Below are 22682 nucleotides of genomic sequence, written 5' to 3' on the forward strand. Positions count from 1 at the left end.
GAGGACCTTATGTCAGATTTAAAAACCATGATCGAAAACGCTTGGGACAACCGCGATAGCATCAGCCCAAGCACGGTATCAAGCGACGTGAAACAAGCTATTGTCGACGCACTTGAACTACTTGATAGCGGCGCTGCGCGTGTTGCTGAAAAAATCAGTGGTGAGTGGGTTGTACATCAATGGTTGAAAAAAGCGGTGCTATTATCTTTTCGTATTCGTGATAACCAGCCAATGAACGATGGTGTTAATCAATTCTACGACAAAGTACCACTTAAATTTAGCGACTACACACCAGAGCAATTCCAACAAGGTGGCATGCGTGTTGTGCCAAATGCGGTTGCTCGTAAAGGGAGTTTCGTAGGCAAAAACGTGGTACTCATGCCATCTTATGTAAACATCGGCGCTTACGTTGATGAAGGCACCATGGTTGATACATGGGCAACCGTTGGCTCGTGTGCTCAAATTGGTAAAAACGTACACTTATCTGGTGGTGTAGGCATAGGTGGCGTACTTGAACCACTGCAAGCAAACCCTACGATTATCGAAGACAACTGCTTTATTGGCGCACGCTCTGAGATTGTTGAAGGTGTTGTTGTTGAAGAAGGCGCCGTTATCTCAATGGGTGTATATATCAGCCAAAGTACGCGCATTTATGACCGTGAAACAGGTGAGATCCATTACGGTCGCGTACCTGCCGGTGCAGTTGTTGTGCCAGGCTCATTGCCTTCAAAAGATGGTTCACACAGCCTTTACGCTGCCATCATCGTAAAAAAAGTAGATCAACAAACTCGCGAAAAAGTGGGTATTAATGCCCTCCTTCGTTCAATTGACGAGTAACTGCTTGCAATAGCAGGTTTTCATAACAGCGCTAGCCATAATGGTTGGCGCTTTTTTATACTCGTCTATTTAAGTTTTTGCTTAAATTGTGACACCTTATTTCACATATATGTTTCATCGTGTATCTGCTTTGCTATTATTTGGCGTTACTTCTGACCCACTGTTTACCTCACTGAAGTGATTTTTAGTGCTGGCGATATAGTTATTATCCGAGGTGCCGAACAATTACAAACAGGTTAAGAAGTTGAGGTGCAAGGTAAACTTTAAATTCTCCCCTTAAAAGAAGGCTTAAAATAGTAAATTAGGAGCTACTTTATTCATACTATCTAGTACGAGTTGTGTACTCCTAAATTAGAGTCTACCAGTTAACGTTAATGCACTTATTTTTGATGCGCTTAGTACATCTTTATTAACTCCCCCTTAATATTGGAAAAGCAATCAATATATTTAAAAACAATCCTTTATAACTAGCTATTAATGGTTTGATCCAATAAGGTAGTTGGTAAGTACGCTTAAAGTTAGCTTTAAAATAAAGGATTTATTTATGGCAAGAAAAACCTTACGCTCAACTATTTTACTACCCGTATTTTTACCGGCAGTCTCTATTATCTTTTTACTTGTGCTTGGTACAATCAGTGATCCTGAACAAGCAGGCAAAGCATTCTCAGTAACGCTATCTTGGATAACAGAAACCTTCGGCTGGTTTTATATGTTATCTGTTGCGGTATTCTTAGTATTTATAGTGTCCATAGCAGCCTCTAGCTGGGGTAATATAAAGTTAGGCCCCGCTCACGCAGAACCCGAATATAGCTCTTTAGAGTGGTTTGCTATGCTCTTCTCGGCAGGCTATGGTGTGGCACTTCTTTACTTCGGTGTTGCTGAGCCTGTGCTTCACTATTCCTCACCGCCTAGTGGCGCAGCAGAAACTATTGATGCAGCAAAGCAAGCGATGCAAATCGCATTTTTTCACTGGGGCTTTCACATTTGGGCAATTTATGGCGTCGTCGGTCTTGTTCTTGCCTACTTTGCATTTCGCCATGGTCTTCCATTATCCATTCGCTCAGCCTTATACCCGCTAATTGGTGATAAGATCCATGGCCCTATTGGTCATTGCGTCGATATATTTGCAATTTTGGGAACCTTGTTCGGGATTGCAACCACATTAGGCTTATCTGTTACGCAAATTAATGCTGGCTTACATTATTTGTGGGAAGGTATTCCCATTAGTACTACAGTGCAAATTGTCACCATAGCCGTCATAACCGGTGCTGCAACTTTATCGGTAGTAGCGGGGTTAGATAAGGGAGTAAAACGCCTATCTATACTCAATATGGCTATCGCTATAACGTTAATGTTGTTTGTATTTTTTGTTGGTTCAAGTATCCATATCTTAGAATCATTTTTACAAAATACAGGTAGCTACTTAAGTGGAATTGTAGAAAGAACCTTTAACTTACAAGCATATACCCGCAGTGACTGGATAGGAAATTGGACACTATTTATCTTTGGCTGGACTATCGCTTGGGCCCCTTTTGTTGGCATGTTTATAGCAAAAATAAGCCGTGGTAGAACAATCAGGCAATTTGTTGTGGGTGTCATGTTAGTGCCTAGTTTATTTACTTTTTTATGGTTTTCCATTTTTGGTGACACAGCATTAAACTTGATAATGAACGAAGGGTTAAATTCACTTATTACTGATGTTGAAGCAAATCACGCTGTTGCTTTATTTCAATTATTCAATGCGTTACCGCTTTCATCATTTGCCTCTTTCTTAACTGTTATTTTGATTATCACGTTCTTCGTGACGTCATCTGATTCGGGTTCATTAGTTATTGATTCATTAGCATCTGGCGGCAGTATTCATACCCCTGCTTGGCAGCGAGTTTTTTGGGCTGTACTCGAAGGTGCTGTTGCTGCGGTATTACTTTTAGCAGGTGGACTTAAAGCACTTCAAACAATGACCATAGCCAGTGCCCTGCCCTTTGCTATTATTATGCTACTTGCCTGTGCGGGGCTATGGCGTGCTCTTCGTATTGAGGGCCACCGAGATATGAGTTTACAAGCTCATACGCTCATTAATAAAAATTTAGACCTTTCTCTGTGGAAACATCGCTTAAAAGCAATGATTGATTACCCTAATAAGCAAGAGGTGCATGCATTTATAAACGAGATTGTTGTAACTGCTATGAAAGAAGTGCAAAGCGAGCTAATTAACCGTAATTGGCAAGCCACTGTTGATATTGACAGTGATATTGGCCGGGCATATCTAACAGTAACACGTCATCACCATGTCGACTTTGTATATGATATTAGGCTTACCGAACATGTTAAACCGGGCTTCGCATATGCCGAGCCCGCCGCTGCAGATGGTGAATCGCAACTGTATTATCGTGCGGAAGTGTTTTTACGTCGCGGTGGGTTGTCATACGATATTTATGGCTTTGAAGAAAATGATGTTGTGAAAGATATTCTCGACCAATTTGAAAACTATTTACACTTTTTAGATAACAGTCCAGGCGATCTTCCTTGGGATTTAGAAAAACATGATGATATGTTAGACACACGTAAAGATTAACAAGTAAAGCTAGCTTGTATCTCTGTGATTTAATCGATGTAGCATTATTCAAGCCAGCAATAGCTGGCTTGAATAAGTGCTTTTAAGCAACTTTAAATTGCTTCACAATCTGATCAAGTTCCAGCGCTGTTTGCGCCAGTCCATCAGCAATAGCAGCAGCTTGCTCTGCTCCATCCATTGTTTCATGAGCTTTCTCATTCACATGCTGTACACTTTCACTAATTTGCTGACTGACAACATTTTGCTCTTCAGAAGCACTCGCTATTTGTACATTCATATCTTTAATGGTCCCTACTGATTGCGATATTTGTTCAAGCACGCTGCCTGTTTGCTCTGTTTTTTCTGCTGTTTGCTCAACACTGACCATATTTTCTTTCATTGAGTCTACTGATTTCTTCGCTTCATTTTGTAAGTTTGAAATCATTACTTGTATTTCTTCGGTGCTCTGTTGAGTACGACTAGCTAATGATCTAACCTCATCAGCAACAACTGCGAACCCGCGCCCTTGCTCTCCTGCTCTTGCAGCTTCAATTGCTGCATTCAAAGCAAGTAGATTAGTTTGATCCGCTATCCCTCTGATCACATCCAGTATTGAGCCAACAGACTCTGTCTCAGCCTCTAAATTAGCAATAGTTTTACTAACATGAAGCATGGTTTCTACAAGTTCTCCCATCGCAGCATGCGTTTGCGAGACCACTTGTGTGCCTGTTAAAACCTCGTTATCTGCTTTTGTAGCTGCCTCTGCCGCTAATTGCGCACTTTGGGTTATTTCATTGATTGTTGCAGACATTTCATGCATTGCTGTGGCTGTTTGCGTCAGTTGGTCTGATTGGTGTTCAGCACCTGTCTTAGAATTTGTTGTGATGGTAGTTAACTCCTGCGAAGTTTGCGAAACTTGAGTCGTTGAGTCACTGATTTGAGTGACCATTTCATTAAGTTTAGCCACCATGTCCCGCATCGCTAAATAGATACCCGTTTCATTACCCTGCTGACTAAAACGATAGGTTAAATCTCCTTGTGCTATTGATTGAACAATACGAGCTATTTCGCTTGGCTCGCCACCAATAGGTGCTTTTATGAGCCGAGATATAAAAATACTTAAGAAAATCCCTACAGCAATAATAATTAGCGAAAACACTAAAATCGTATTAATCGCATTTTTGCTGCTAGCTTGTAGCATCGGACCGATTTCATCTTGACGATTTTGACTTGCTAATTTTATTTGCTCTATTTGCTCGGCAATTGCAGGGCCTATTTTATCTAAGGTACCTGATATCACTTTATTACGTTCGCTAATTGCTTCGTTAACGAGCACTAAGCCTTCAATGTATTCATTGTTTCTGAGTTTTATATCTGCGAGTAACGTTTGCTCTTTATTGCCATTCACTGTTTTTGCCAAACTCTCTAGTTTGTCCAATAAAACTGTAAACTCTTGTTTCGCCCTATTAAGTTCTTCTTGCGTGTTATTGACAAGAAACTTAGCGGCATATAAACGACCTAATAAGAGTGACTCTTGTACTTGTGAGCTGTAAAACAAAGCTGAAACATCATTTTTTTGCATACTTAATTGAATTATTTCACTGATCCCCTCTCGCATATATTTACCATTGGCATCAAGCATGTTGGATACAATTTCATTTCGCTTATTAATGAGGTTAACAATTTTTTCAAAGGCTGATTTATAAGTTAACGCCTCTTGCTCTATGGTTGTGATCGCTTTAACTTTGTTTGCATCATTAAACTGCCGCTTTCCAGATTGGATGAGATCATTTAGTAATTGATAGCGATTAGTAAATTCATTAATACTCGCTTGGTTCTGATCCTTTAAGTACTTAAGAGCACTTAAGCGAAGACTTAAAACATTTGATTGGATTCGACCTGAAATATTACTATCACGTGCATTTGCACGATAATCTACAAAATTTTCGTATCCAGAATTAAGTGCGATAAGTGCAACAACACTAACAACACCAAGAAGAAGGACCATTGCACCAAAGGCTAGGTACAGCTGGGTATTTAACTTTAACTTAGTAAACATAACGTTCTCTCTGTTTAACGTTGCGTCCACTGCATTAAGAGTCCTTGATAGGATGCTTAAACAAAGTATAGAAACAATGTATGTAAATGAAATGTTTAATACGAAAAAAGATTAATTTACGAAATATCTGATAAGAGCAAAGGTGTTAATTGTATTAAGAGCAATTAAAACCTTGCAGTGAAATATGTTTGCTGTGCTCACCCAAGCTATCTTCATGATGAATAATTAATTCATCTTGATTCACAGTAAAACTAAATTCCCCTAGCCATTGTAAAGAAGCTATTGGTTCTTGATGATAAAAACCCTGTTTGTCATAACAAAGATAAGTAAAGTGATGGTAAACATCAGCAAAAACACCATAATCTGCGGTAAAAACATTAATATGTTGTTGCTGCTTAAAATGCTTTGCCTGAGTGCCTGCCACTAAATACCAAAAACAAACAGATGCCATTATCACCACTTGCAACCCTGCGAAGATAAAAGATAACAGCCGAATCAAACGAATAGGTTTTGTATCTTGATAGAGTAATCTTTCATGTTTAAGAAGGGTAAAAATACCCACTATCACCATAAGTAATTTTATAAACATCAGATAAACCCCTATCTGATACATCATTTTGGGGCTATGCCATTGAATACCAAACACTTGAGGAACAAACAAACTATCGATAAGCGGTAAAAAAATAAACAGAGTAGAAATTAATAAATTTTTATTTTTCATCGTATTCCTTAAAACTCTCATCATGTTACTTTTTCCCCTTTGCAAAAGCAAAAAGGCGTAATCTTGCGATTACGCCTTTAAAAGTTTTAGAGATACTTTTTATAATGCAGCAAATACGTCATCTGTTTTAGCAGCACAAATAAAATCGTTTTTGTGTAAGCCTTTAATTGAATGACTCCACCAAGTAACGGTTACTTTACCCCACTCGGTTAAAAGACCTGGGTGGTGACCTTCCTCTTCGGCCATATCACCCACTTTATTTGTGAACTCAAGTGCTTGCTTGAAGTTTTTAAACTTGTAAACACGCTCTAATTGCATAATGCCGTCGCGCACTTCAGGAACCCAATCAGGGATCATTTTAATCAATTCTGCTAATTCAGCATCAGATACTTTCGGCGCATCCGCACGACACGCTTCACACTTTTGTGTGCTTAATGAAGACATTGTAAATCCTTAACTTGCTAATTTTTCTTTAGGTGGAAACTTTGGCTCATGTAGCCCTAATTCTTTTGCTTTACTCACCAGCGACATGATATCCATTTGTGAAATATCGAATAAGTCATTGATTGAGCTTATGGTGTAGTACACAGGTTGCATTATATCAATACGATAAGGTGTACGAAGCACATCTAATACATCCATTGCATTGATTTCTGGCTTATCTGAATATACATACTGTGTTTCGCCAGGGCTCGATAAAATACCGCCACCATAGATACGCAGGCCTTGCTCAGTTTGCATCAAACCAAACTCAACAGTAAACCAGTAAAGACGCGCTAAATAAACACGATCTTTCTTTTCAGCGGCATAGCCTAACTGGCCGTATTTGTGAGTAAACTCAGCAAATGCAGGGTTAGTTAGCATGGCGCAGTGACCAAAAATCTCATGGAAGATATCTGGCTCTTGTAAGTAGTCAAACTCTTCACGACTACGAATAAACGTCGCAACTGGGAACTGCTTGTTTGCTAATAAACGAAAGAACTCATCAAAATCAATCAGTGCCGGAACAGGCGCAACTTGCCAGCCCGTAGTTTCGAGTAGCACTTCGTTGAGTTCGCTAAGTTGTGGAATACGATCTGTTGGTAAATTGATTTTCTTGAGACCTGCTAAATATTCATCACAGGCTTTACCTTCGATGCAAGCGAGTTGGCGAGCAACGAGCTCAGACCATATTTTATTTTCTTCTTCGCTCCAATGGATAACCCCATTTTCATCAGGTTGCTTGGAGGTGTAATTACTTGCTTTAGCCATAATAACCTTCTTCGTTAAATCGTGATCAGCATCGATCAGAGTTTCATTAACTTGTTGGTTGATACTATTTAAAAGTAAGCAAAAGTTTAATAGCTAGGGTTGTTTTCGAGACTTTCAAAAACAACCCATTTGTAAACTTAAAAATACACTAAAAGATCAATAAGTTTACACAACCAGAAAACAAAGTGGTTTAGAGCTAAATCTCTGTAAACTTTAAATTACACCCTACCCAATGAATGTAAATGCAGTTTTAAGATCGTTAATTACATCGTTAACATCTTCTAAACCAACTGATAAGCGAATTAGGCCATCACTAATACCTGCGGCTGCTCTTTCTTCAGGTGTATAAGGCGAATGGGTCATTGATGCAGGGTGTTGAATGAGGGTTTCAGCATCCCCTAAACTGACCGCAAGGGTGCAAAGTTGCGTGTTATTTATAAATGTTTCACCATCTTCTAGACTGCCCTTTATTTCAAAGGCAATTACACCACCAGGCGCTTTCATCTGTGAGCCAATAAATTTATGACCCGGGTGTGATTTAAGCCCTGGGTAATATACTTGGCTCACTAACGGGTGTTGCTCTAAATATTCAGCGACGACTTGGGCGCTCGCGCAGTGGCGCTCCATTCGTACAGCGAGAGTTTTTAAACCGCGATTAATTAACCATGCATCATGAGGGCTAATCGTTGCACCAATATCTTTTAATACCGTCATTTTTATCAGGTTGATATGTTCCTCTGTGCCACACACAAGCCCTGCCACCACATCACCGTGGCCATTAAGATATTTAGTTGCACTGTGCACCACAATATCAATCCCAAACGAAGTAGGTTGCTGTAGCAAAGGTGTTAAGAAGGTATTGTCGATAACGCTTATCAGTTGATGCTGCTTAGCAACGTCGGCAATTAAACTTAAATCAAGCACTGCCATGGTCGGATTGATTGGTGTTTCTGCAAAAATCATTTTTGAATTTGCTTTAACCGCGCCACGTAGTTCAGCTTCGTTAGTCATATCAACAAAAGTGACTTCGATCCCAAAGCGCGGCAACATGTGAGCAAAAAATGCAAAGGTACAACCGTATAGCGCGCTAGATGCCACTAGATGGTCACCTTGTTGTAAAAAGCTAAGTACAGACGCAGAGACGGCTCCCATACCTGTCGCTGTTGCAGCCGCTGCTTCACAGTTTTCTAACTGAGCTACTTTTTGCTCAAGCTCTTGCGTTGTCGGATTACCTAAACGGGTATAAATAAAGCCCTGCTCTTCGCCAGCAAATCGGGCTGCACCTTGAGCGGCATTAGCAAATGCGAAGGTAGAGGTTTGGTAAAGCGGCGCACTGAGTGCGCCATGTGGGTCATTTGGTTTTTCTGGACCATGAATACATTGTGTATGTAAGTGATGCTTAGTCATTGTGTGTTCTCGTTTTTATTATCAGTACTTCATACTCATAAATAAAACGTAGATACCCACAATGCACAAGCATGCCGGATGCTCAGATGGCTAAATATCACTCAGCCATTTTTATTAACTGTACACAAAAGTTGTCATTTTGTGTTTTCGGTCTCTTTATCACTGGTGCGTGAAGCAATTTTACGGGCAATACTATTGGCGGTTTCTTTTAGCAAGCTGCGTTTATGTTCCAAGCGAGGTAACGGACGGCTTAGTTCCATCGCTTTATAGCCTATGCGCGCAGTAAAAATACCTGCACTTAACCCTTGTGCTGCACGGCCCGACAATTTCCCCAGCAATTCAGCACTTAGTGCCGTGGCAGCTAGATCAGATACCAACTCTGCACTGCCAACAAACAACACTTGCTTCACCAATAAGCGATACAATTTAATACGGCTTGCGTAACCAAAACCAATACCGTAAATACGGCCAATTTGCTCAATGAGCTTAGTTCCACGCCATAACACGGCCATCATATCCACTAGAGCCAGTGGACTGAGGGCAACTAACAAAGCTGACTCAGTCGCAAAACGGTTAATCAGTTTTTTTGCTTGCTGATCTTGGCTCACCAATAAACTATCGGCGTATAAGGTCATGATTTCTTTATCGGTATGATGACTCGCAATTTGCTGCTTGAAGTTTTCAAAGCCTGTTAACGCTTGATGTTTATTAAGCTTTTCAAGCCACGGCAGTGCTTCACCTACTTGCTCGCTATTAAGTAAGCGGTCGGCCTCGCTGCGGTGTAATTGGTTGCGCTTCAGGCTTCTCAGCATGCGGTACTCACGCCAGATAACACGGGCAATTAATAGCACACCACTGAGAACAGCCGTTAAATACACCGAACCAAGAATAATTGATTGCTGAAACGTCACAAACAGCGACATTGCAAACTCAAGTAACACTAAAACTAAAAAGCTAACAACAAATACCCCTTTTAGGGTTTGCCATTTCGACTTTTTATACACGGGTTCTAACTCAATGTCGTCTTGCAATACTTCGGCATCTTCGACGAACTCAGCATTCTCTATTACTTTCGCAATGGTTAGCTCATTTTTAGGCTCTTCATTGCTCGCAGAGCTTGAAATACGGCGACCTGCCTGAAAGTTCATCTCTTTTGTATGCTCGCTCATGTTAGTTTGTCTCCTATCAGGTACTGCATGACATGATCTAAACGAATATGCCTTAACCGTTTATCAGGGCATGGAAGTGGCGAGAACGATAAGAACTCAAATCCCTGTTTTGGCCACTCTTGTTTGTTGAGAAGGCGTGATGGTGGCTGTGGTGGTAAATACGTCAGCCATTCTTGCTCGCCTAAAGGCTTGCCATAAATACAGGCTAACTGCTGGCCTTTTTCTGCTACTTGGCGCGGCTCTGTAGCGCAGATAGATGACATAGCCATGGTTTCAATTTGCACGCCTTCGAACTTCAAATGATTCGTTTGGTCATGCACGATTGAATCGAGCAATAGTGCTAAATCTTTATGATATTGAGCGCTAATATGGTCCGACTTATTCGCTGCAAACAGTAACTTATCGATGTTTGGTTTAAACAAACGTTTAAAGAAGCTGGCTTCACCATAATTAAAATGCGCCAGCAACTGGTTAATAACGCGGCTTTGCTCATGCAGCGTTTCGCTGCCTTCATTCAATGCGCTGAGCACATCCACCAGCACAATTTGTCGGTCAAAATGACGGAAATGCTGCTCGTAAAAAGGTTTTACAACCTCTTTTATATAGGCTTTATAGCGCTTTTTAAGATGCGCTAAGTTTGACCCTTCGGTTATGTCGTCAGGTACATTCGCAACTGGGAAAAACTGCAGTAACGGCGCTCCTTTTAGCTCACCGGGCATCAGCATGCGACCAGGTTGCAACATGGCAAGTTTGGTGTCTTTTTTAAGGCCAACCAATAGCTTTTGATAAAGCGCTGCGATATCAGCCAGCTTGCTTTCATCAACACTGGCTGATAAATCAAGTTCAGCAAGGGCGGTTAAAAATGGCTTAGCCTTCTCGTTACGGGCTGTTTGCTGCAAGAGAGAGTATTGTGACTCACACCAATCAGCAAATGATTGCTCCAGCATTGGCAAATCAAGTAACCACTCACCGGGGTAATCAATAATGTCTAAATAAAGTGTTGATTGCGGTGCAAAATGACCACGCAGCCCTGAGTTACTTTGGTATTTAATTGCCAAACGTAAGGTATTTATACGCTCTGTGGATGCAGGCCATGATGGCTCACCTTCAACAGGTAACAACGCCGATAATGCATTCGTGTACTCAAATGTCGGAATTGTCAGTGCTTGCTGTGGCACTATTTTTGTAGCGATATGGCGCTTTTCGCGCATCACATCAAAAAAGGGTAAGTTTTTATCGTCAGCTTGGCTGGTTAAATGTTTAACCAAGGCGGTAATAAATGCAGTTTTGCCGCTGCCACTTAACCCTGTGACGGCTAACTTCACGTGTTGATCTAAACTACGATGAAGCGCTTTTTGTGCTTTATTTTTTAACGAATTGAAGGTGTTCTTTGCAAATGATTGGCTCATACAATGTCTGGCACCTCATTTGCACTTGATTTCACGATGCAAACAAGGTGCGTTTATATCCTTTAAAGTTTGTTGATTTCACGGCTAACCGTAAACTCTGTTGATGTGACATAGCGTTCCATCTCTTGTAAACGACCATCAACTCGAGCAAGACGATCTTTTAAGTCTTGTAATGCACGGCGAGGTGGCTCCCCTTTTTGCCATACCTTAAATTTTACTTCAAGCGGGTCCTGGTGAATGCTATCTGCGTTTTTAACTGTTTTTTCGGCTGGTTTTTTATCTAAAATAAACCACGCAGCAATGTAAGCAACCACAATAAATGGACCGCCAGATAATAATACTGCCGTCACAACTAAAATACGTACCAGCCAAAGCTCCATGTTAAAGTAGTCGCTGATACCCGCGCACACGCCGGCTATTTTACCACGCTCTGCGTCTCTGAATAATTCGCGTTTAGTACTCATACTTTACGTCTCCACTGTGGAGCCTCTTGATCAAGTAAGGCTTCTAATGTTTCAACACGCTCGGCCATTTTATCTGCTTTTTGTGCAAGCTCTAACAGCTGGCGATGTTCGTGTTCACTTAAACCTTGGCTCACTTGTTTTTTACTACGGTAATGTAAAATAAGCCAAAGTGGGGCAACAACCACCATAAATACAATAATGGGTGCCATCAAAACTTCTGCATCGAACATGATTCTCTCCTGTCAATCCGTTATGTGTTTAAGCATTGGGGGACACGCCCCCATTTTATTATTTTTTATCTGCTAATTTTTTCTTAAGCTCAGCTAGCTCATCATCAATCTTTTCGTCTTGCTGAAGGCCAGCAATTTCGTCTGATAATGATTTTTTACCAAGATCATAAGACTCTATTTGTGATTCTAGACCATCGATCTTGTTTTCGTAACGCTCAAAGCGGTTTAAAGCATCTTCAACTTTTGAGCTGTCGAGTGCTTTTTTCACTTCAAGACGTGACTCAGCAGAACGTTGACGTAAGATGATTGCTTTTTGACGCGCTTTCGCATCTGCTAGCTTCTCTTGTAACGTACTTACTTCTTGCTGTAGTTTTTCGATGTGAGACTCTACATGCTCAAGCTCTGTTTCAACTGCTGCCACTGCATCTGCTGATTTTTGCTTTTCAATCAGTGCTGCACGTGCTAAATCATCACGGTCTTTACTGAGCGCTAATTCAGCTTTTTCTTGCCAGTCTGCAACTTGAACTTTCAAAGTTTCAACGCGACGTACTAGCTCCTTTTTCTCAGCAAGTGTTTTTGCTGACGTAGAGCGAACTTCTACTAATGTATCTTCCATCTCTTGGATGATCAGGCGAACCATTTTTTCTGGATCTTCTGCTTTATCTAAGATGGCATTGATATTAGAATTAACGATGTCTGCAAAACGTGAAAAAATTCCCATAACATTTACCTCTTTGGTGTTTTAACTTAATCAGTTGGTATCTCTAGTATCAATATGCTTGCCAACTTTTATAGATGTAGAATAACTCAATACATTCAAACAGTTAAACTAAATTTATAAATTCCTTTAGTTCTCACAAATAATGAAATACACTAGATCTTAGTAAAAATGACTAAGAGTTAGGGAATATGAGCCAATTTCGCCAACAGGATAATTTACTCGGCCAATCTGACAGCTTTTTAAGCGTACTTGATCAAGTTTCACAATTGGCAAGTCTTGATAAGCCTGTACTTATTATTGGTGAGCGCGGTACAGGTAAAGAACTGATTGCTGCGCGTTTACATTTCTTATCTAAACGTTGGGAACAAAACTATATAAAGCTTAATTGTGCAGCACTGAATGAAAACCTGCTTGAAAGTGAACTGTTTGGTCATGAAAGCGGCGCATTCACCGGTGCCAGCAAACGTCATGAAGGCCGATTTGAACGCGCCAATAGCGGCACATTATTCCTTGATGAATTAGCCAATACCTCAGCCATGGTACAAGAAAAACTCCTGCGCGTAATTGAATATGGCGAATTTGAACGCGTTGGTGGTAAGCAAACTGTTAAAGTCGATACTCGCCTAGTTTGCGCAACCAATGAAGACTTGCCGACCCTTGCTGAACAAGGCGAATTCAGAAGCGATTTACTCGACCGTCTTGCTTTTGATGTTATTACCCTGCCCCCACTGCGCGAACGCCAAGAGGATATCATGCTGCTTGCAGAGCAATTTGCAATAAATATGGCCCGCGACCTCGAGTGGGAATTATTCAGTGGCTTTACGCGTAGCGCCATCGAAACGCTGCAATCCTATGAATGGCCAGGTAACATTCGCGAATTAAAAAATGTAGTTGAACGAAGCTTATACCGTCATGGCAATGAGCATATTCCCGTTCACCAGATTATTTTAGATCCATTTGCAAGTAAATTTAGACCCAAGCAACGTGTCAAAGCAGCAGTGAGTGGTGCCCCCGTTACAAACGTTGAAGCAGCGCCTATTGCCACATCACAAAATCAAGATGCTGTGACACTCAATAAGCCCGACATTCAATTTCCTTGTAATTTAAAACAGCTATCAAATGACTTTGAAATTGATGTGATAAAAAAGGCACTGGAATATAGTCAATTTAATCAAAAGAAAACTGCAGAACACTTAGAATTGACGTATCATCAATTACGTGGCTATTTGAAAAAATACAATTTATTAGATCAGCAGCAATAGTTAGAGGCTAATCAGGTGTTTAAACCGTTACTTGCTTTGTCTTTGGTGTGCTTAGTAGGCTGCCTAGATAGCGAAGAAAAAACCACAGAACAAAAAAACCAAGGCTTAGTGTATTGCGCTGAAGCTAACCCCGTGTCGTTTAATCCGCAAGTGACAACCACTGGTTCGACTATCGATATTATTGCTAATCAGCTATACGACCGCTTGCTCAGCATCGACCCTGTCTCTGCTGAGTTTCAGGCAGAGCTTGCCACTGATTGGAAAATAAGTCCTGATGGTAAAGCCATCACATTTATGCTCCGTAAAGGGGTAAAATTTCATACTACTCGGTACTTTACACCGACCCGAGACTTTAATGCTGATGATGTTATTTTTACCTTCAGTCGCCTATTCGATGTTTACAATCCTTACCATTTTGTTGGTGATGCTAACTACCCATATTTTCAAAGTGTCGGTATTGATCAATTAATTCGCCGTATTGTACGCGTTTCTGATTACCAAGTTCGGTTTGAATTATACAACGCTGAAAGTAGCTTTTTAGCAAATTTGGCCACGGATTTTGCTGTTGTGCTATCGAAAGAATATGCTATGCAGCTCAAAGATCGCAAACAAGAGAACCTGTTTGATCAATACCCTGTTGGTACAGGTCCCTATGTATATAAAGAATACCGTCGTGACCGCTTAATTCGTTACTATCGTAACCCTGATTATTGGAAACATCCCGTTGTGCTTGAGCAATTGGTGTATGACATTACACCCAATGGGACAACAAGGGTTGCGAAAATGCTCACTAAAGAATGCGATGTGACTGCGCACCCAAGTAGTGCACAACTCAGTATTTTGTCACAACGTGAAGATATCAAAGTTCAAAAAGAGCAAAACCTCAACATTGGTTATTGGGCCTTCAATACGGAACGTCCGCCGTTTGATGATGTGCGTGTTCGACAAGCCCTCGCAAGCGCCATTGATGTCGACAAAATTATGCAAGCTGTGTATTACGGTAACGGCATAAAAGCACAATCATTATTGCCTCCAGCATCTTGGGCCTTTGAAGCACAAAAAGCGATGCCCGAGTTTAACCCTGAGCTTGCTAAAACTTTACTTGCCGAAGCGGGCTATAAAGATGGCTTTGATATGAATATTTGGGCCATGCCAGTAAGCCGAATTTACAACCCAAATGCACGTAAAATGGCTGAATTAATGCAAAGTGATTTACGTAAAATTGGCGTTAATGTCAGCATTGTAGAATACGAGTGGAACACTTTTTTACAACGCATTGGTGAGCATCGTCACGACAGTGTACTACTGGGATGGGCAGCCGATACGCCTGACCCTGATAACTTTATGAGCCCGTTACTAAGTTGTACTGCTACTTTTAGTGGTAAAAACCCCGCTAACTGGTGTAATCCTGAATTCGATTTACTACTTACTCAGGCTCTTGATACCACTGACTTAGAAAAACGAAAACAGTTTTATAACCAAGCACAGCGAATAATTGTTCAAGAAATGCCGATATTGCCGATTGCACATGGAATGCGCTTTCAAGCGGCAAGTAGTGACGTTAAAGGTATTAGCCTAAGCCCCTTTGGAGGCATCTCACTGGCTAACGCGAGGAAAGAGTAATGATTCTGGACTATATTCTTCGCCGTTTAGCGCTATTATTATTCATGATGTTAACATTGAGTGTCTTCACTTTTTCGTTAAGCTTTTTATTCCCAGGTGATGCACTGACCAACTTGAGTGGCGTTACTAATAGTACTTTTTCTCAAACAAATGCACTTGAAGCGAAGTTTCATTTTAGCGAAAATTATGTAATACAATATTTTGCATTTTTAGAACGGATTATGCAGGGTGACTGGGGCATCTCTTTTGCATCGGGAGAAAGTGTCTTTGCGCATATTATAGATTTGTTTCCTGCTACTCTTGAACTAAGCACCTACGCACTTATTGTGTCTGTGTTAGTGGGTGTACCTGGCGGAATATTAGCGGCGGCTTATTATAAACGTTGGCCCGATAAATTAATTAACTCAGGAACCTTAGTTGGCTATTCAATGCCTGTATTTTGGTTAGCTTTATTACTAATTATGGTGTTTTCACTGCAGTTAGGCTGGTTTCCAATGTCAGGCCGAATGGGGTTACTCTACGAAGTAGAGCCCGTTACGGGCTTTATCCTCATTGACATTATTGCCGATGATTTCCCTTATCATGGCATGGCATTTTTAGATGCGCTGCATCACTTGACCTTACCAACCATCGTGTTAGCCATGTATCCAACAACAGTATTGGTTCGCTTTACCCGTGATTCAATGCTCAAAGTGCTCGATCAAAGCTATATTAAAACAGCCCGTGCAAAAGGCTTAAACCGTGCGCAATTAATTATTCACCATGCACTACGTAATGCATTACTGCCTGTAATCAAGCAAATTGGTCTACAGTTTAGTACCTTGATAACGCTGGCAATGATAACGGAAGTTATTTTCTCTTGGCCAGGTATTGGTCGCTGGCTAATCGACAGTATTTATCAACGTGACTACCCAGCTATTCAAGGTGGCTTACTCGCTGTGTCTATGTTTGTTATTTTGGCTACCATAGTCGCCGAACTAACATATACGTTATTCGATCCATTATCGCGGAACCAAGCACATGGCAAAGTTTAATTTATTCTCTGAAGAGTCGAATAAATCGCCACTAGCGCGGTTTTGGCGAAAGTTTAAAACAAATCACCCTGCACTAGTTGGTTTGTGGCTGTTTATAGCACTTGCATTACTTGCTGCATCCGCTCCACTCCTTGCGCCTTACGGCGTGAATCAGCAGCATAGCGATGCTTTATTACTACCTCCTTCTTGGCATGATGCTGGCGATGTTAGGTTTTTGTTAGGTACTGACGATTTAGGCCGAGATGTATTGTCACGTTTAATGAACGGGGCAACTTATACCTTTGGCCTATCTGTTGTTGCTGCACTAATTACCACTGTTATAGGTGTATTAGTCGGTACATTTGCTGGTATTAGTCATGGTATTCGCTCAAGCTTTTTGAATCACTTACTCGATATCACGTTATCTATCCCATCACTGTTACTGGCGATAATTATCATCGCAATTCTTGGCCCTGGTTTAATGAATACAGTTTGGGCGATTATCTTAGCCTTATTACCACAATTTATTCATTCAGTAAGGAATTTAATTGTTGAAGAGCTAAGCAAAGACTACATTACCGCTTTTAAACTCGATGGCGCATCTAATTGGCATATTTTAGCACGTGGTATTTTTCCAAATATTTACGAGCATATCGTGGTTATTTTTACCATGGCTCTGTCAACAGCAATACTCGATATTTCAGCGCTAGGCTTTTTAAAGTTAGGTGCACAACCCCCCACTACGGAATGGGGAGCAATATTAGCTGAAAACCTAGGTTTAATTTATCTTGCCCCTTGGACTGTTGGCCTGCCAGGCGTATTATTATTTTTAGCAGTCCTGTCCACCAATTTAGTGGGTGATGGTCTGCGACAAGTGCTTAAAGAACGTAAGGCTGATTAACTATGCAATTACTCGATATTCGCAATCTCACGATAGAGTTACGCACCTCTGACACAGTAATTCGTGCAGTTGATAGAGTTAGCTTAACCCTTAAAGAAGGTGAGGTTCATGCTCTTGTCGGTGAGTCAGGCTCAGGCAAAAGCTTAATAGCAAAAGCAATTGTCGGTGTTTTAAATAAACGTTGGCACATTACAGCAGATAGAATGCATTGGCGCGGTGTTGATTTAATGCGCTTGTCGACGGAACAACGTAGAAAGCTAGTCGGCCAAGATATTGCAATGATCTATCAAGATCCAAGCCGCTGCCTTGACCCTACAGCCAAAATTTTTGATCAAATAGCTGAAACCCTGCCCGCGCAAGCGACGAGTGGCTTTTTTTTAAAGCGTAATAGACAACGTAAAGACAGAGTAAAAGCATTAATCCACAAAGTGGGTATCAAAGATCATAAAAAGGTACTCGACAGCTACCCTCATGAGCTCTCTGAAGGGATCTGTCAAAAAGTAATGATTGCCATGGCAATTGCCCGTACTCCTAAATTACTTATTGCTGATGAGCCTACAACTGCGCTTGAAAGCACCACCCGTGCACAGGTATTTCGGTTACTAAAGAGCTTAAACCAGCTAAAAAACATGTCGATACTAATGATCTCTCATGAACTGGAAGAAATCTTCGAGTGGTCGCATGGTATGCACGTTCTATATTGCGGACAGATGGTTGAAGCAGGCCCGACTAATCGTATTTTTAGTCAGCCTCACCACCCGTATACTCAAGCACTTTTGAAGAGCTTACCTGATTATGAGCAAGGCCTTGCCCACAAAGAGCCGTTTTATGCATTAAAAGGCACTATTCCGACCTTGCAGCACTTACCTATAGGTTGCCGTTTGGGGCCACGTTGTCCACAAGCACAAAAAGCATGTGTTGTAACACCTAAGCTGACTAAACATCATAGCCACAGTTATGCTTGCCATTTCCCCCTCATTAAGGCGATGAAATAATGCAACCTCTGTTAAAAGTTCAAGCGTTATCAAAGAGTTTTAATTTACGTGCAGGGTTATTCTCACGTAAACGTTTTTCAGTACTAAAAAATATTTCGTTCTGCTTAAGTCAAGGCGAAACCATTGCGATTATTGGTGAAACAGGTTCAGGCAAAAGCACCCTTGCTAAGCTACTTGCTGGAGCCGACAATGCCGACAAAGGGCAAATTTTACTGGACGGTAATATTATTGAAAATGATGGCTTACGTGATAACGACTGTCGTCATATAAGATTGATATTCCAAGACTCTGAAGCTTCACTCAATCCTGGTTTGACTATTGGCGATATGCTCAATGACTGCTTACAGTACAACACCGATTTAAACAAAGATGAACGTGAAGATAAAATAAAGCAGACTCTCGCAAAAGTGGGTTTGCTATTAGATCATCAGCATTATTACCCACACATGTTTAGTAGTGGCCAGTTGCAACGCATAGCGCTTGCACGCGCTTTAATTCTAGATCCTAAGGTTGTGGTGCTCGATGAGGCTTTGTCGTCTCTAGACCCATCTGTACGCGCACAAACGGTAAACTTATTACTACGTTTACAAAAAGATACGGGCTTGAGCTATGTACTGATTACGCATCATTTAAGTTTAGTCCGCCATATTAGCGACCAACTCGTGGTACTCGATCATGGTGAAATTGTTGAGTACGGGCAAACTGAGGCAATCTTCCAAGATCCACAATCAAAAGTAACACAGAAGCTGTTGAATTGCTGATAGTGAGCTGTCAGCTATCAGTTTGGTTCGGCGTTAAAACGCCTCCTATGCGGGTGATTTGATCACTCAATTAACCTTACTCTTTCCCCTCGGCTTTTACACATCAATTCTGTCACCATGGCTTGGTGGTGTTGATGTAACGATAAAATGTAATGGTTCAGTACCTTGATTAGTTAGCTGATGAACTCGGCCAGCAGTTACATGCAAACCTTGTTGCGCAGTCAGTTGGTGTATTTGCCCATCAAGCTCGATAGTGGCACAACCACTAAGCACGAAGAAAAATTGCTCTGCATGCTTGTGGTAGTGCTTTACTTCAGCTCCACCCACAGGAACATGTTCTTGAATTACACTCAGTGCATTAGACTTTACCAAATGCCAACCGTCGCAATTGTTGCCCCATGTGTAATGCTCTGCGCTGTGTTTGTCTACGATACTCAAAACTTTTTATACATCCCTTGGCTTTGTGGCGCGACAAACTTGTAGCCAAGCTTTTCGTAAAAACCTGGTTTATCAGCCACCATTGTGACATAGCTGCCCTCAAAGGCTGCCGATTCAATGTAACGATCAACATGTTTCATAATCACTCTGCCTAAGCCTTGCCCTTGGTAGTCAGGTGCCACAGCAATATCAACCACTTCAAAATTACAACCACCATCGCCAATTACACGCCCCATACCAATCAGCTCTTCGTCTTTGCGGATACAAATAGCATAAAGAGAATTTGGTAAACCTGCTCTAGCCGCCGCGAGTGAACGAGCCGACAAACCCGCTTTGCGGCGCATTTCACAGTATTCTTCGGCACTCGGCAGTTGCTCAATAAAACTATATTGCATAATTACTCCTTCTCTGTGGTAACAAAAAAGGCGCCAGAGGCGCCTTTTACTTAAGTCGTTTTGCTACTTATTCAGCAGCTTGAACCACTTTTGGTACCTGAATATCAGCTTGCGCTTTAAGTGCAGCAATAAATACCATGTAGTTTTTATTCACTTGAGCCATGGTGATATTTTGCTTTTGTTGCTCATTAATTTCAGCTTTAGGTGCTTCATTAACAGCTTTTAATGCAACGATTGCTGTATCACCATTGCTTAGGTCAACAACATCAACAACTGGCTTATCTTCAGGGTGTGCCATTTTAAATGCTTGTTGAACAATTGCAGGCGACACCGTATAAGCTTGACGAGCAAGCGCAGCTTCTTGACGAACAGTTAGTCCTTCAGCCGTTGCTACATCATTTAAGCTCTTTCCAGCTTCAATATCAGCATACAGAGTACGTGCTTTTTCTTTAGCAAGTTCCGATGCTTTTTGTGCTACTAATGTTGCTTTGATTTGCTCAGAAACGTCTTCTAGCGGTTTAGTTGTAGCCGCTTTATGATCATTTACACGCACAACGATAGCATGCTCATCACCGACTTCAATCACTTCTGAGTTCATGCGATCTTCTAACACTTCAGGTGAGAAAATGGCAGCAACTACTTGAGGGTTGTTTAGCGGTTCAGGTAACGCATTACGTGTAACAAGTTCCGTTTTTTGTACTTCTACGCCAGCTACATCTGCAGCATCTGTTAAAGTATCTGAAATTTCAAACGCAAGTTCACCCATTTGAGTTTGCTTCTCATAAAACGCATTAACTTTCTTAGAGCGTTCAAGTTCAGCGCGAAGTTCATCTTTTACGTCTGCATACGGTTTTACTTGCTGTGTTTGGATGTCAGTAAGCTTAATGATGTGATAACCAAATTCTGATTCTACAACGCCTGATATGTCACCTTTATTTTCAAGAGCATAAGTTGCGTCTTCAAACGCGGGGTCCATCATGTCGCGTTCAATCCAATCTAAGTCACCGCCCATTTCAGCGCTAACAACATCATCAGATGATGATTCAGCTAATTCAGCAAAATCGGCACCGTTATTAAGCTGTGTTAATAGCTCTTCAGCTTTCGCTTTTGCGGCATCATCATCTTCACTGTTATCAATTAAGATATGCGAAACACGACGTTTTTCAGGCTCAACGTATTGTGCGCTGTTTTGGTCATAGTATGCTTTTACGTCATCTTCAGAGACACTTGAATCTAATTCAAGATTTGCTGCATTTAGGTCAATATAGCTTACCGATACTTGCTCTGGTGACAAAAACTGCGGTTGGTTTAAGTCGTAGTAATCCGCAATCTCTTGCTCAGTGACTTCAATACCCTCTTGCAAAGACTCTTTATCAACAACCACATAATCAATGCTACGTGTTTGTTGTTGCAGCGCTACAGTATTATTTAATTCGTTTTCTAAAACAAAATCACTGCCCGCCACTGCACCAACCAATTGGCTGCGTGTCATATCTTCACGTAAATACTCACGAAAAGCGTCTGGTTGGAAGTTCATTTGACGAATAACTTGTAAGTAACGGTCATTGCTAAATTGGCCGCCAACTTGGAAGTAAGGCATTTCTAAAATAGCTTTACGAATACTTTCATCACTGACGCGAAGACCCAATTCTGCCGCTAGTTGAGTTTGCAATTCTTGTTGTACTAAACGGTCGATGACACCTTGACGAATTTGCGCCATGTAATTTGGATCGGCAGCGATTTGTGCGAAGTATTCACCAAATTGTTGCTCTAAACGGCTGCGTTCGTTTTGGTACGCACGGCTGAACTCGGTTTGGCTAATTTTAACTCCATTTACTTCTGCAACGGGCTGCTCTGTGGTTTGTCCTAAATAACCACCAATCCCAGCTAAAGCAAAAGATAAAATCACCGCGCCTAAAATAATTTTGGCTGCAGGTCCCTGCGAACCTTCTCTGATTTTCTCAAGCATTTATTTATCTCTATTCTGATCAGGTAAAAATTATACCAATTAGCTTAATGAAGTATCATTGCGGCTTGGTATCAACCCTGCTCATGTAAAAAAAGCGTATCTTACCAGATACGCTTTTCCACTTGAAGTAACTGGCGCTAAGATACTTAATTTGATCTAAGTGCAATTAAGTATCTTTCACCTAACTAATCGTGTGTTGATTAGTTTACTGCGTCTTTCAGCGCTTTACCTGCTTTGAAAGAAGGAATATTTGCTGCAGCAATCTGGATAGTTTCACCAGTTTGCGGGTTACGGCCTGAACGTGCTGCGCGCTCACGTACAGAGAAAGTACCAAAGCCAACTAGCGCTACTGAATCGCCATCTTTAAGAGCGCCTGAAACAGCCTCGATGAATGAATCTAGTGCACGACCAGCAGCCGCTTTAGAAATGTCAGCATCAGCTGCGATTTGATCGATTAATTGAGATTTATTCACAATATCATCCTCTTTCATTGTTATTATCAA

Annotated in this window: 22 protein-coding genes; 8 read left to right on the forward strand and 14 right to left on the reverse strand. The window is 41.2% G+C overall.

The window, feature by feature from the left end; genetic code table 11:
• The first annotated feature begins 9 nt into the window (after positions 1-9).
• Positions 10-837: a 2,3,4,5-tetrahydropyridine-2,6-dicarboxylate N-succinyltransferase gene (gene dapD, locus L3V41_RS01400; protein ID WP_062569870.1), complete on the forward strand. Its 828-nt coding sequence runs from the start codon at positions 10-12 to the stop codon at positions 835-837.
• A 544-nt stretch (positions 838-1381) separates the two neighbouring features.
• Positions 1382-3412 (forward strand): BCCT family transporter, encoded by a 2031-nt coding sequence (locus L3V41_RS01405; RefSeq protein ID WP_237127062.1) that lies wholly within the window; start codon positions 1382-1384, stop codon positions 3410-3412.
• An 82-nt stretch (positions 3413-3494) separates the two neighbouring features.
• Here L3V41_RS01405 and L3V41_RS01410 read toward each other — a convergent pair whose 3' ends face one another.
• The 10 genes from L3V41_RS01410 to pspA all read right to left on the reverse strand — a co-directional run bounded on the left by L3V41_RS01410 (position 3495) and on the right by pspA (position 12822).
• A complete protein-coding gene (locus L3V41_RS01410; protein ID WP_237127063.1) occupies positions 3495-5450 on the reverse strand; it encodes a methyl-accepting chemotaxis protein in 1956 nt (651 codons plus the stop codon).
• A gap of 154 nt (positions 5451-5604) precedes the next feature.
• Positions 5605-6171, reverse strand: a complete 567-nt coding sequence (locus L3V41_RS01415) for a hypothetical protein (RefSeq protein WP_237127064.1) — start codon at positions 6169-6171, stop codon at positions 5605-5607.
• A 99-nt stretch (positions 6172-6270) separates the two neighbouring features.
• Entirely contained in the window at positions 6271-6615 is a 345-nt protein-coding gene (locus L3V41_RS01420; RefSeq protein WP_036969771.1) for a 4a-hydroxytetrahydrobiopterin dehydratase, read from the reverse strand.
• A 9-nt stretch (positions 6616-6624) separates the two neighbouring features.
• A complete protein-coding gene (gene phhA, locus L3V41_RS01425) occupies positions 6625-7458 on the reverse strand; it encodes a phenylalanine 4-monooxygenase (RefSeq protein WP_228074484.1) in 834 nt (277 codons plus the stop codon).
• A 189-nt stretch (positions 7459-7647) separates the two neighbouring features.
• Positions 7648-8829, reverse strand: coding sequence for a methionine gamma-lyase (megL, locus tag L3V41_RS01430; RefSeq protein ID WP_062569865.1), 1182 nt, complete (start codon positions 8827-8829; stop codon positions 7648-7650).
• A 134-nt stretch (positions 8830-8963) separates the two neighbouring features.
• Positions 8964-9998 (reverse strand): YcjF family protein, encoded by a 1035-nt coding sequence (locus tag L3V41_RS01435; protein WP_062569864.1) that lies wholly within the window; start codon positions 9996-9998, stop codon positions 8964-8966.
• The gene (locus tag L3V41_RS01440) at positions 9995-11407 is read right to left on the reverse strand and encodes a YcjX family protein (RefSeq protein WP_062569863.1); all 1413 of its coding nucleotides are present in this window, start codon (positions 11405-11407) and stop codon (positions 9995-9997) included. The genes L3V41_RS01435 and L3V41_RS01440 overlap by 4 nt, the downstream gene beginning before the upstream one ends.
• A gap of 62 nt (positions 11408-11469) precedes the next feature.
• Positions 11470-11871, reverse strand: coding sequence for an envelope stress response membrane protein PspC (pspC, locus tag L3V41_RS01445; protein WP_062569862.1), 402 nt, complete (start codon positions 11869-11871; stop codon positions 11470-11472).
• Positions 11868-12101: an envelope stress response membrane protein PspB gene (pspB, locus tag L3V41_RS01450; protein WP_036969793.1), complete on the reverse strand. Its 234-nt coding sequence runs from the start codon at positions 12099-12101 to the stop codon at positions 11868-11870. Before pspB ends, pspC begins: the two co-directional genes overlap by 4 nt.
• Positions 12102-12159: 58 nt before the next feature.
• Positions 12160-12822: a phage shock protein PspA gene (pspA, locus tag L3V41_RS01455; RefSeq protein WP_062569861.1), complete on the reverse strand. Its 663-nt coding sequence runs from the start codon at positions 12820-12822 to the stop codon at positions 12160-12162.
• A gap of 188 nt (positions 12823-13010) precedes the next feature.
• Between pspA and pspF the strand changes: the two genes are divergently transcribed.
• The 6 genes from pspF to L3V41_RS01485 are packed head-to-tail and all read left to right on the forward strand — an operon-like array spanning position 13011 to position 19377.
• On the forward strand, positions 13011-14084 hold the full coding sequence (pspF, locus tag L3V41_RS01460) for a phage shock protein operon transcriptional activator (RefSeq protein ID WP_237127065.1): 1074 nt from the start codon (positions 13011-13013) through the stop codon (positions 14082-14084).
• A gap of 45 nt (positions 14085-14129) precedes the next feature.
• Positions 14130-15707, forward strand: a complete 1578-nt coding sequence (locus L3V41_RS01465) for an ABC transporter substrate-binding protein (protein ID WP_228074486.1) — start codon at positions 14130-14132, stop codon at positions 15705-15707.
• Positions 15707-16741 (forward strand): ABC transporter permease, encoded by a 1035-nt coding sequence (locus L3V41_RS01470; protein ID WP_193987564.1) that lies wholly within the window; start codon positions 15707-15709, stop codon positions 16739-16741. The genes L3V41_RS01465 and L3V41_RS01470 overlap by 1 nt, the downstream gene beginning before the upstream one ends.
• Positions 16728-17621 carry an ABC transporter permease subunit gene (locus L3V41_RS01475; RefSeq protein ID WP_237127066.1) on the forward strand — a complete coding sequence of 298 codons (894 nt, stop codon included), beginning with the start codon at positions 16728-16730 and terminating at the stop codon, positions 17619-17621. Before L3V41_RS01470 ends, L3V41_RS01475 begins: the two co-directional genes overlap by 14 nt.
• Before the next feature lie 2 nt (positions 17622-17623).
• A complete protein-coding gene (locus tag L3V41_RS01480) occupies positions 17624-18616 on the forward strand; it encodes an oligopeptide/dipeptide ABC transporter ATP-binding protein (protein ID WP_237127067.1) in 993 nt (330 codons plus the stop codon).
• Positions 18616-19377: an ATP-binding cassette domain-containing protein gene (locus tag L3V41_RS01485; RefSeq protein WP_193987567.1), complete on the forward strand. Its 762-nt coding sequence runs from the start codon at positions 18616-18618 to the stop codon at positions 19375-19377. The genes L3V41_RS01480 and L3V41_RS01485 overlap by 1 nt, the downstream gene beginning before the upstream one ends.
• A gap of 96 nt (positions 19378-19473) precedes the next feature.
• Here the strand turns inward: L3V41_RS01485 and L3V41_RS01490 are convergent, their stop codons facing one another.
• From L3V41_RS01490 to L3V41_RS01505, 4 genes are all read right to left on the reverse strand, one after another.
• Complete coding sequence (locus L3V41_RS01490) at positions 19474-19815, reverse strand: cupin domain-containing protein (RefSeq protein ID WP_062569854.1); 342 nt, start codon at positions 19813-19815, stop codon at positions 19474-19476.
• Positions 19812-20210: a GNAT family N-acetyltransferase gene (locus tag L3V41_RS01495; protein WP_237127068.1), complete on the reverse strand. Its 399-nt coding sequence runs from the start codon at positions 20208-20210 to the stop codon at positions 19812-19814. The genes L3V41_RS01490 and L3V41_RS01495 overlap by 4 nt, the downstream gene beginning before the upstream one ends.
• A gap of 67 nt (positions 20211-20277) precedes the next feature.
• Entirely contained in the window at positions 20278-22179 is a 1902-nt protein-coding gene (gene ppiD / locus L3V41_RS01500; protein ID WP_062569852.1) for a peptidylprolyl isomerase, read from the reverse strand.
• A 200-nt stretch (positions 22180-22379) separates the two neighbouring features.
• Positions 22380-22670 (reverse strand): HU family DNA-binding protein, encoded by a 291-nt coding sequence (locus tag L3V41_RS01505; RefSeq protein WP_175580427.1) that lies wholly within the window; start codon positions 22668-22670, stop codon positions 22380-22382.
• Positions 22671-22682: the final 12 nt, after the last annotated feature.

This window comes from Pseudoalteromonas sp. L21, assembly GCF_021728035.1.
GTDB classification, from domain to species: domain Bacteria; phylum Pseudomonadota; class Gammaproteobacteria; order Enterobacterales; family Alteromonadaceae; genus Pseudoalteromonas; species Pseudoalteromonas arabiensis.

Excerpts from the sequence above, each read along its gene's own strand:
- dapD (WP_062569870.1), top strand. The coding sequence starts at position 10 with ATGTCAGATTTAAAAACCATGATCGAAAACGCTTGGGACAACCGCGAT.
- L3V41_RS01405 (WP_237127062.1), top strand. The coding sequence starts at position 1,382 with ATGGCAAGAAAAACCTTACGCTCAACTATTTTACTACCCGTATTTTTA.
- L3V41_RS01410 (WP_237127063.1), bottom strand. The coding sequence starts at position 5,450 with ATGTTTACTAAGTTAAAGTTAAATACCCAGCTGTACCTAGCCTTTGGT.
- L3V41_RS01415 (WP_237127064.1), bottom strand. The coding sequence starts at position 6,171 with ATGAAAAATAAAAATTTATTAATTTCTACTCTGTTTATTTTTTTACCG.
- L3V41_RS01420 (WP_036969771.1), bottom strand. The coding sequence starts at position 6,615 with ATGTCTTCATTAAGCACACAAAAGTGTGAAGCGTGTCGTGCGGATGCG.
- megL (WP_062569865.1), bottom strand. The coding sequence starts at position 8,829 with ATGACTAAGCATCACTTACATACACAATGTATTCATGGTCCAGAAAAA.
- L3V41_RS01435 (WP_062569864.1), bottom strand. The coding sequence starts at position 9,998 with ATGAGCGAGCATACAAAAGAGATGAACTTTCAGGCAGGTCGCCGTATT.
- L3V41_RS01440 (WP_062569863.1), bottom strand. The coding sequence starts at position 11,407 with ATGAGCCAATCATTTGCAAAGAACACCTTCAATTCGTTAAAAAATAAA.
- pspC (WP_062569862.1), bottom strand. The coding sequence starts at position 11,871 with ATGAGTACTAAACGCGAATTATTCAGAGACGCAGAGCGTGGTAAAATA.
- pspB (WP_036969793.1), bottom strand. The coding sequence starts at position 12,101 with ATGTTCGATGCAGAAGTTTTGATGGCACCCATTATTGTATTTATGGTG.
- pspA (WP_062569861.1), bottom strand. The coding sequence starts at position 12,822 with ATGGGAATTTTTTCACGTTTTGCAGACATCGTTAATTCTAATATCAAT.
- pspF (WP_237127065.1), top strand. The coding sequence starts at position 13,011 with ATGAGCCAATTTCGCCAACAGGATAATTTACTCGGCCAATCTGACAGC.
- L3V41_RS01470 (WP_193987564.1), top strand. The coding sequence starts at position 15,707 with ATGATTCTGGACTATATTCTTCGCCGTTTAGCGCTATTATTATTCATG.
- L3V41_RS01475 (WP_237127066.1), top strand. The coding sequence starts at position 16,728 with ATGGCAAAGTTTAATTTATTCTCTGAAGAGTCGAATAAATCGCCACTA.
- L3V41_RS01480 (WP_237127067.1), top strand. The coding sequence starts at position 17,624 with ATGCAATTACTCGATATTCGCAATCTCACGATAGAGTTACGCACCTCT.
- L3V41_RS01485 (WP_193987567.1), top strand. The coding sequence starts at position 18,616 with ATGCAACCTCTGTTAAAAGTTCAAGCGTTATCAAAGAGTTTTAATTTA.
- L3V41_RS01495 (WP_237127068.1), bottom strand. The coding sequence starts at position 20,210 with ATGCAATATAGTTTTATTGAGCAACTGCCGAGTGCCGAAGAATACTGT.
- ppiD (WP_062569852.1), bottom strand. The coding sequence starts at position 22,179 with ATGCTTGAGAAAATCAGAGAAGGTTCGCAGGGACCTGCAGCCAAAATT.
- L3V41_RS01505 (WP_175580427.1), bottom strand. The coding sequence starts at position 22,670 with ATGAAAGAGGATGATATTGTGAATAAATCTCAATTAATCGATCAAATC.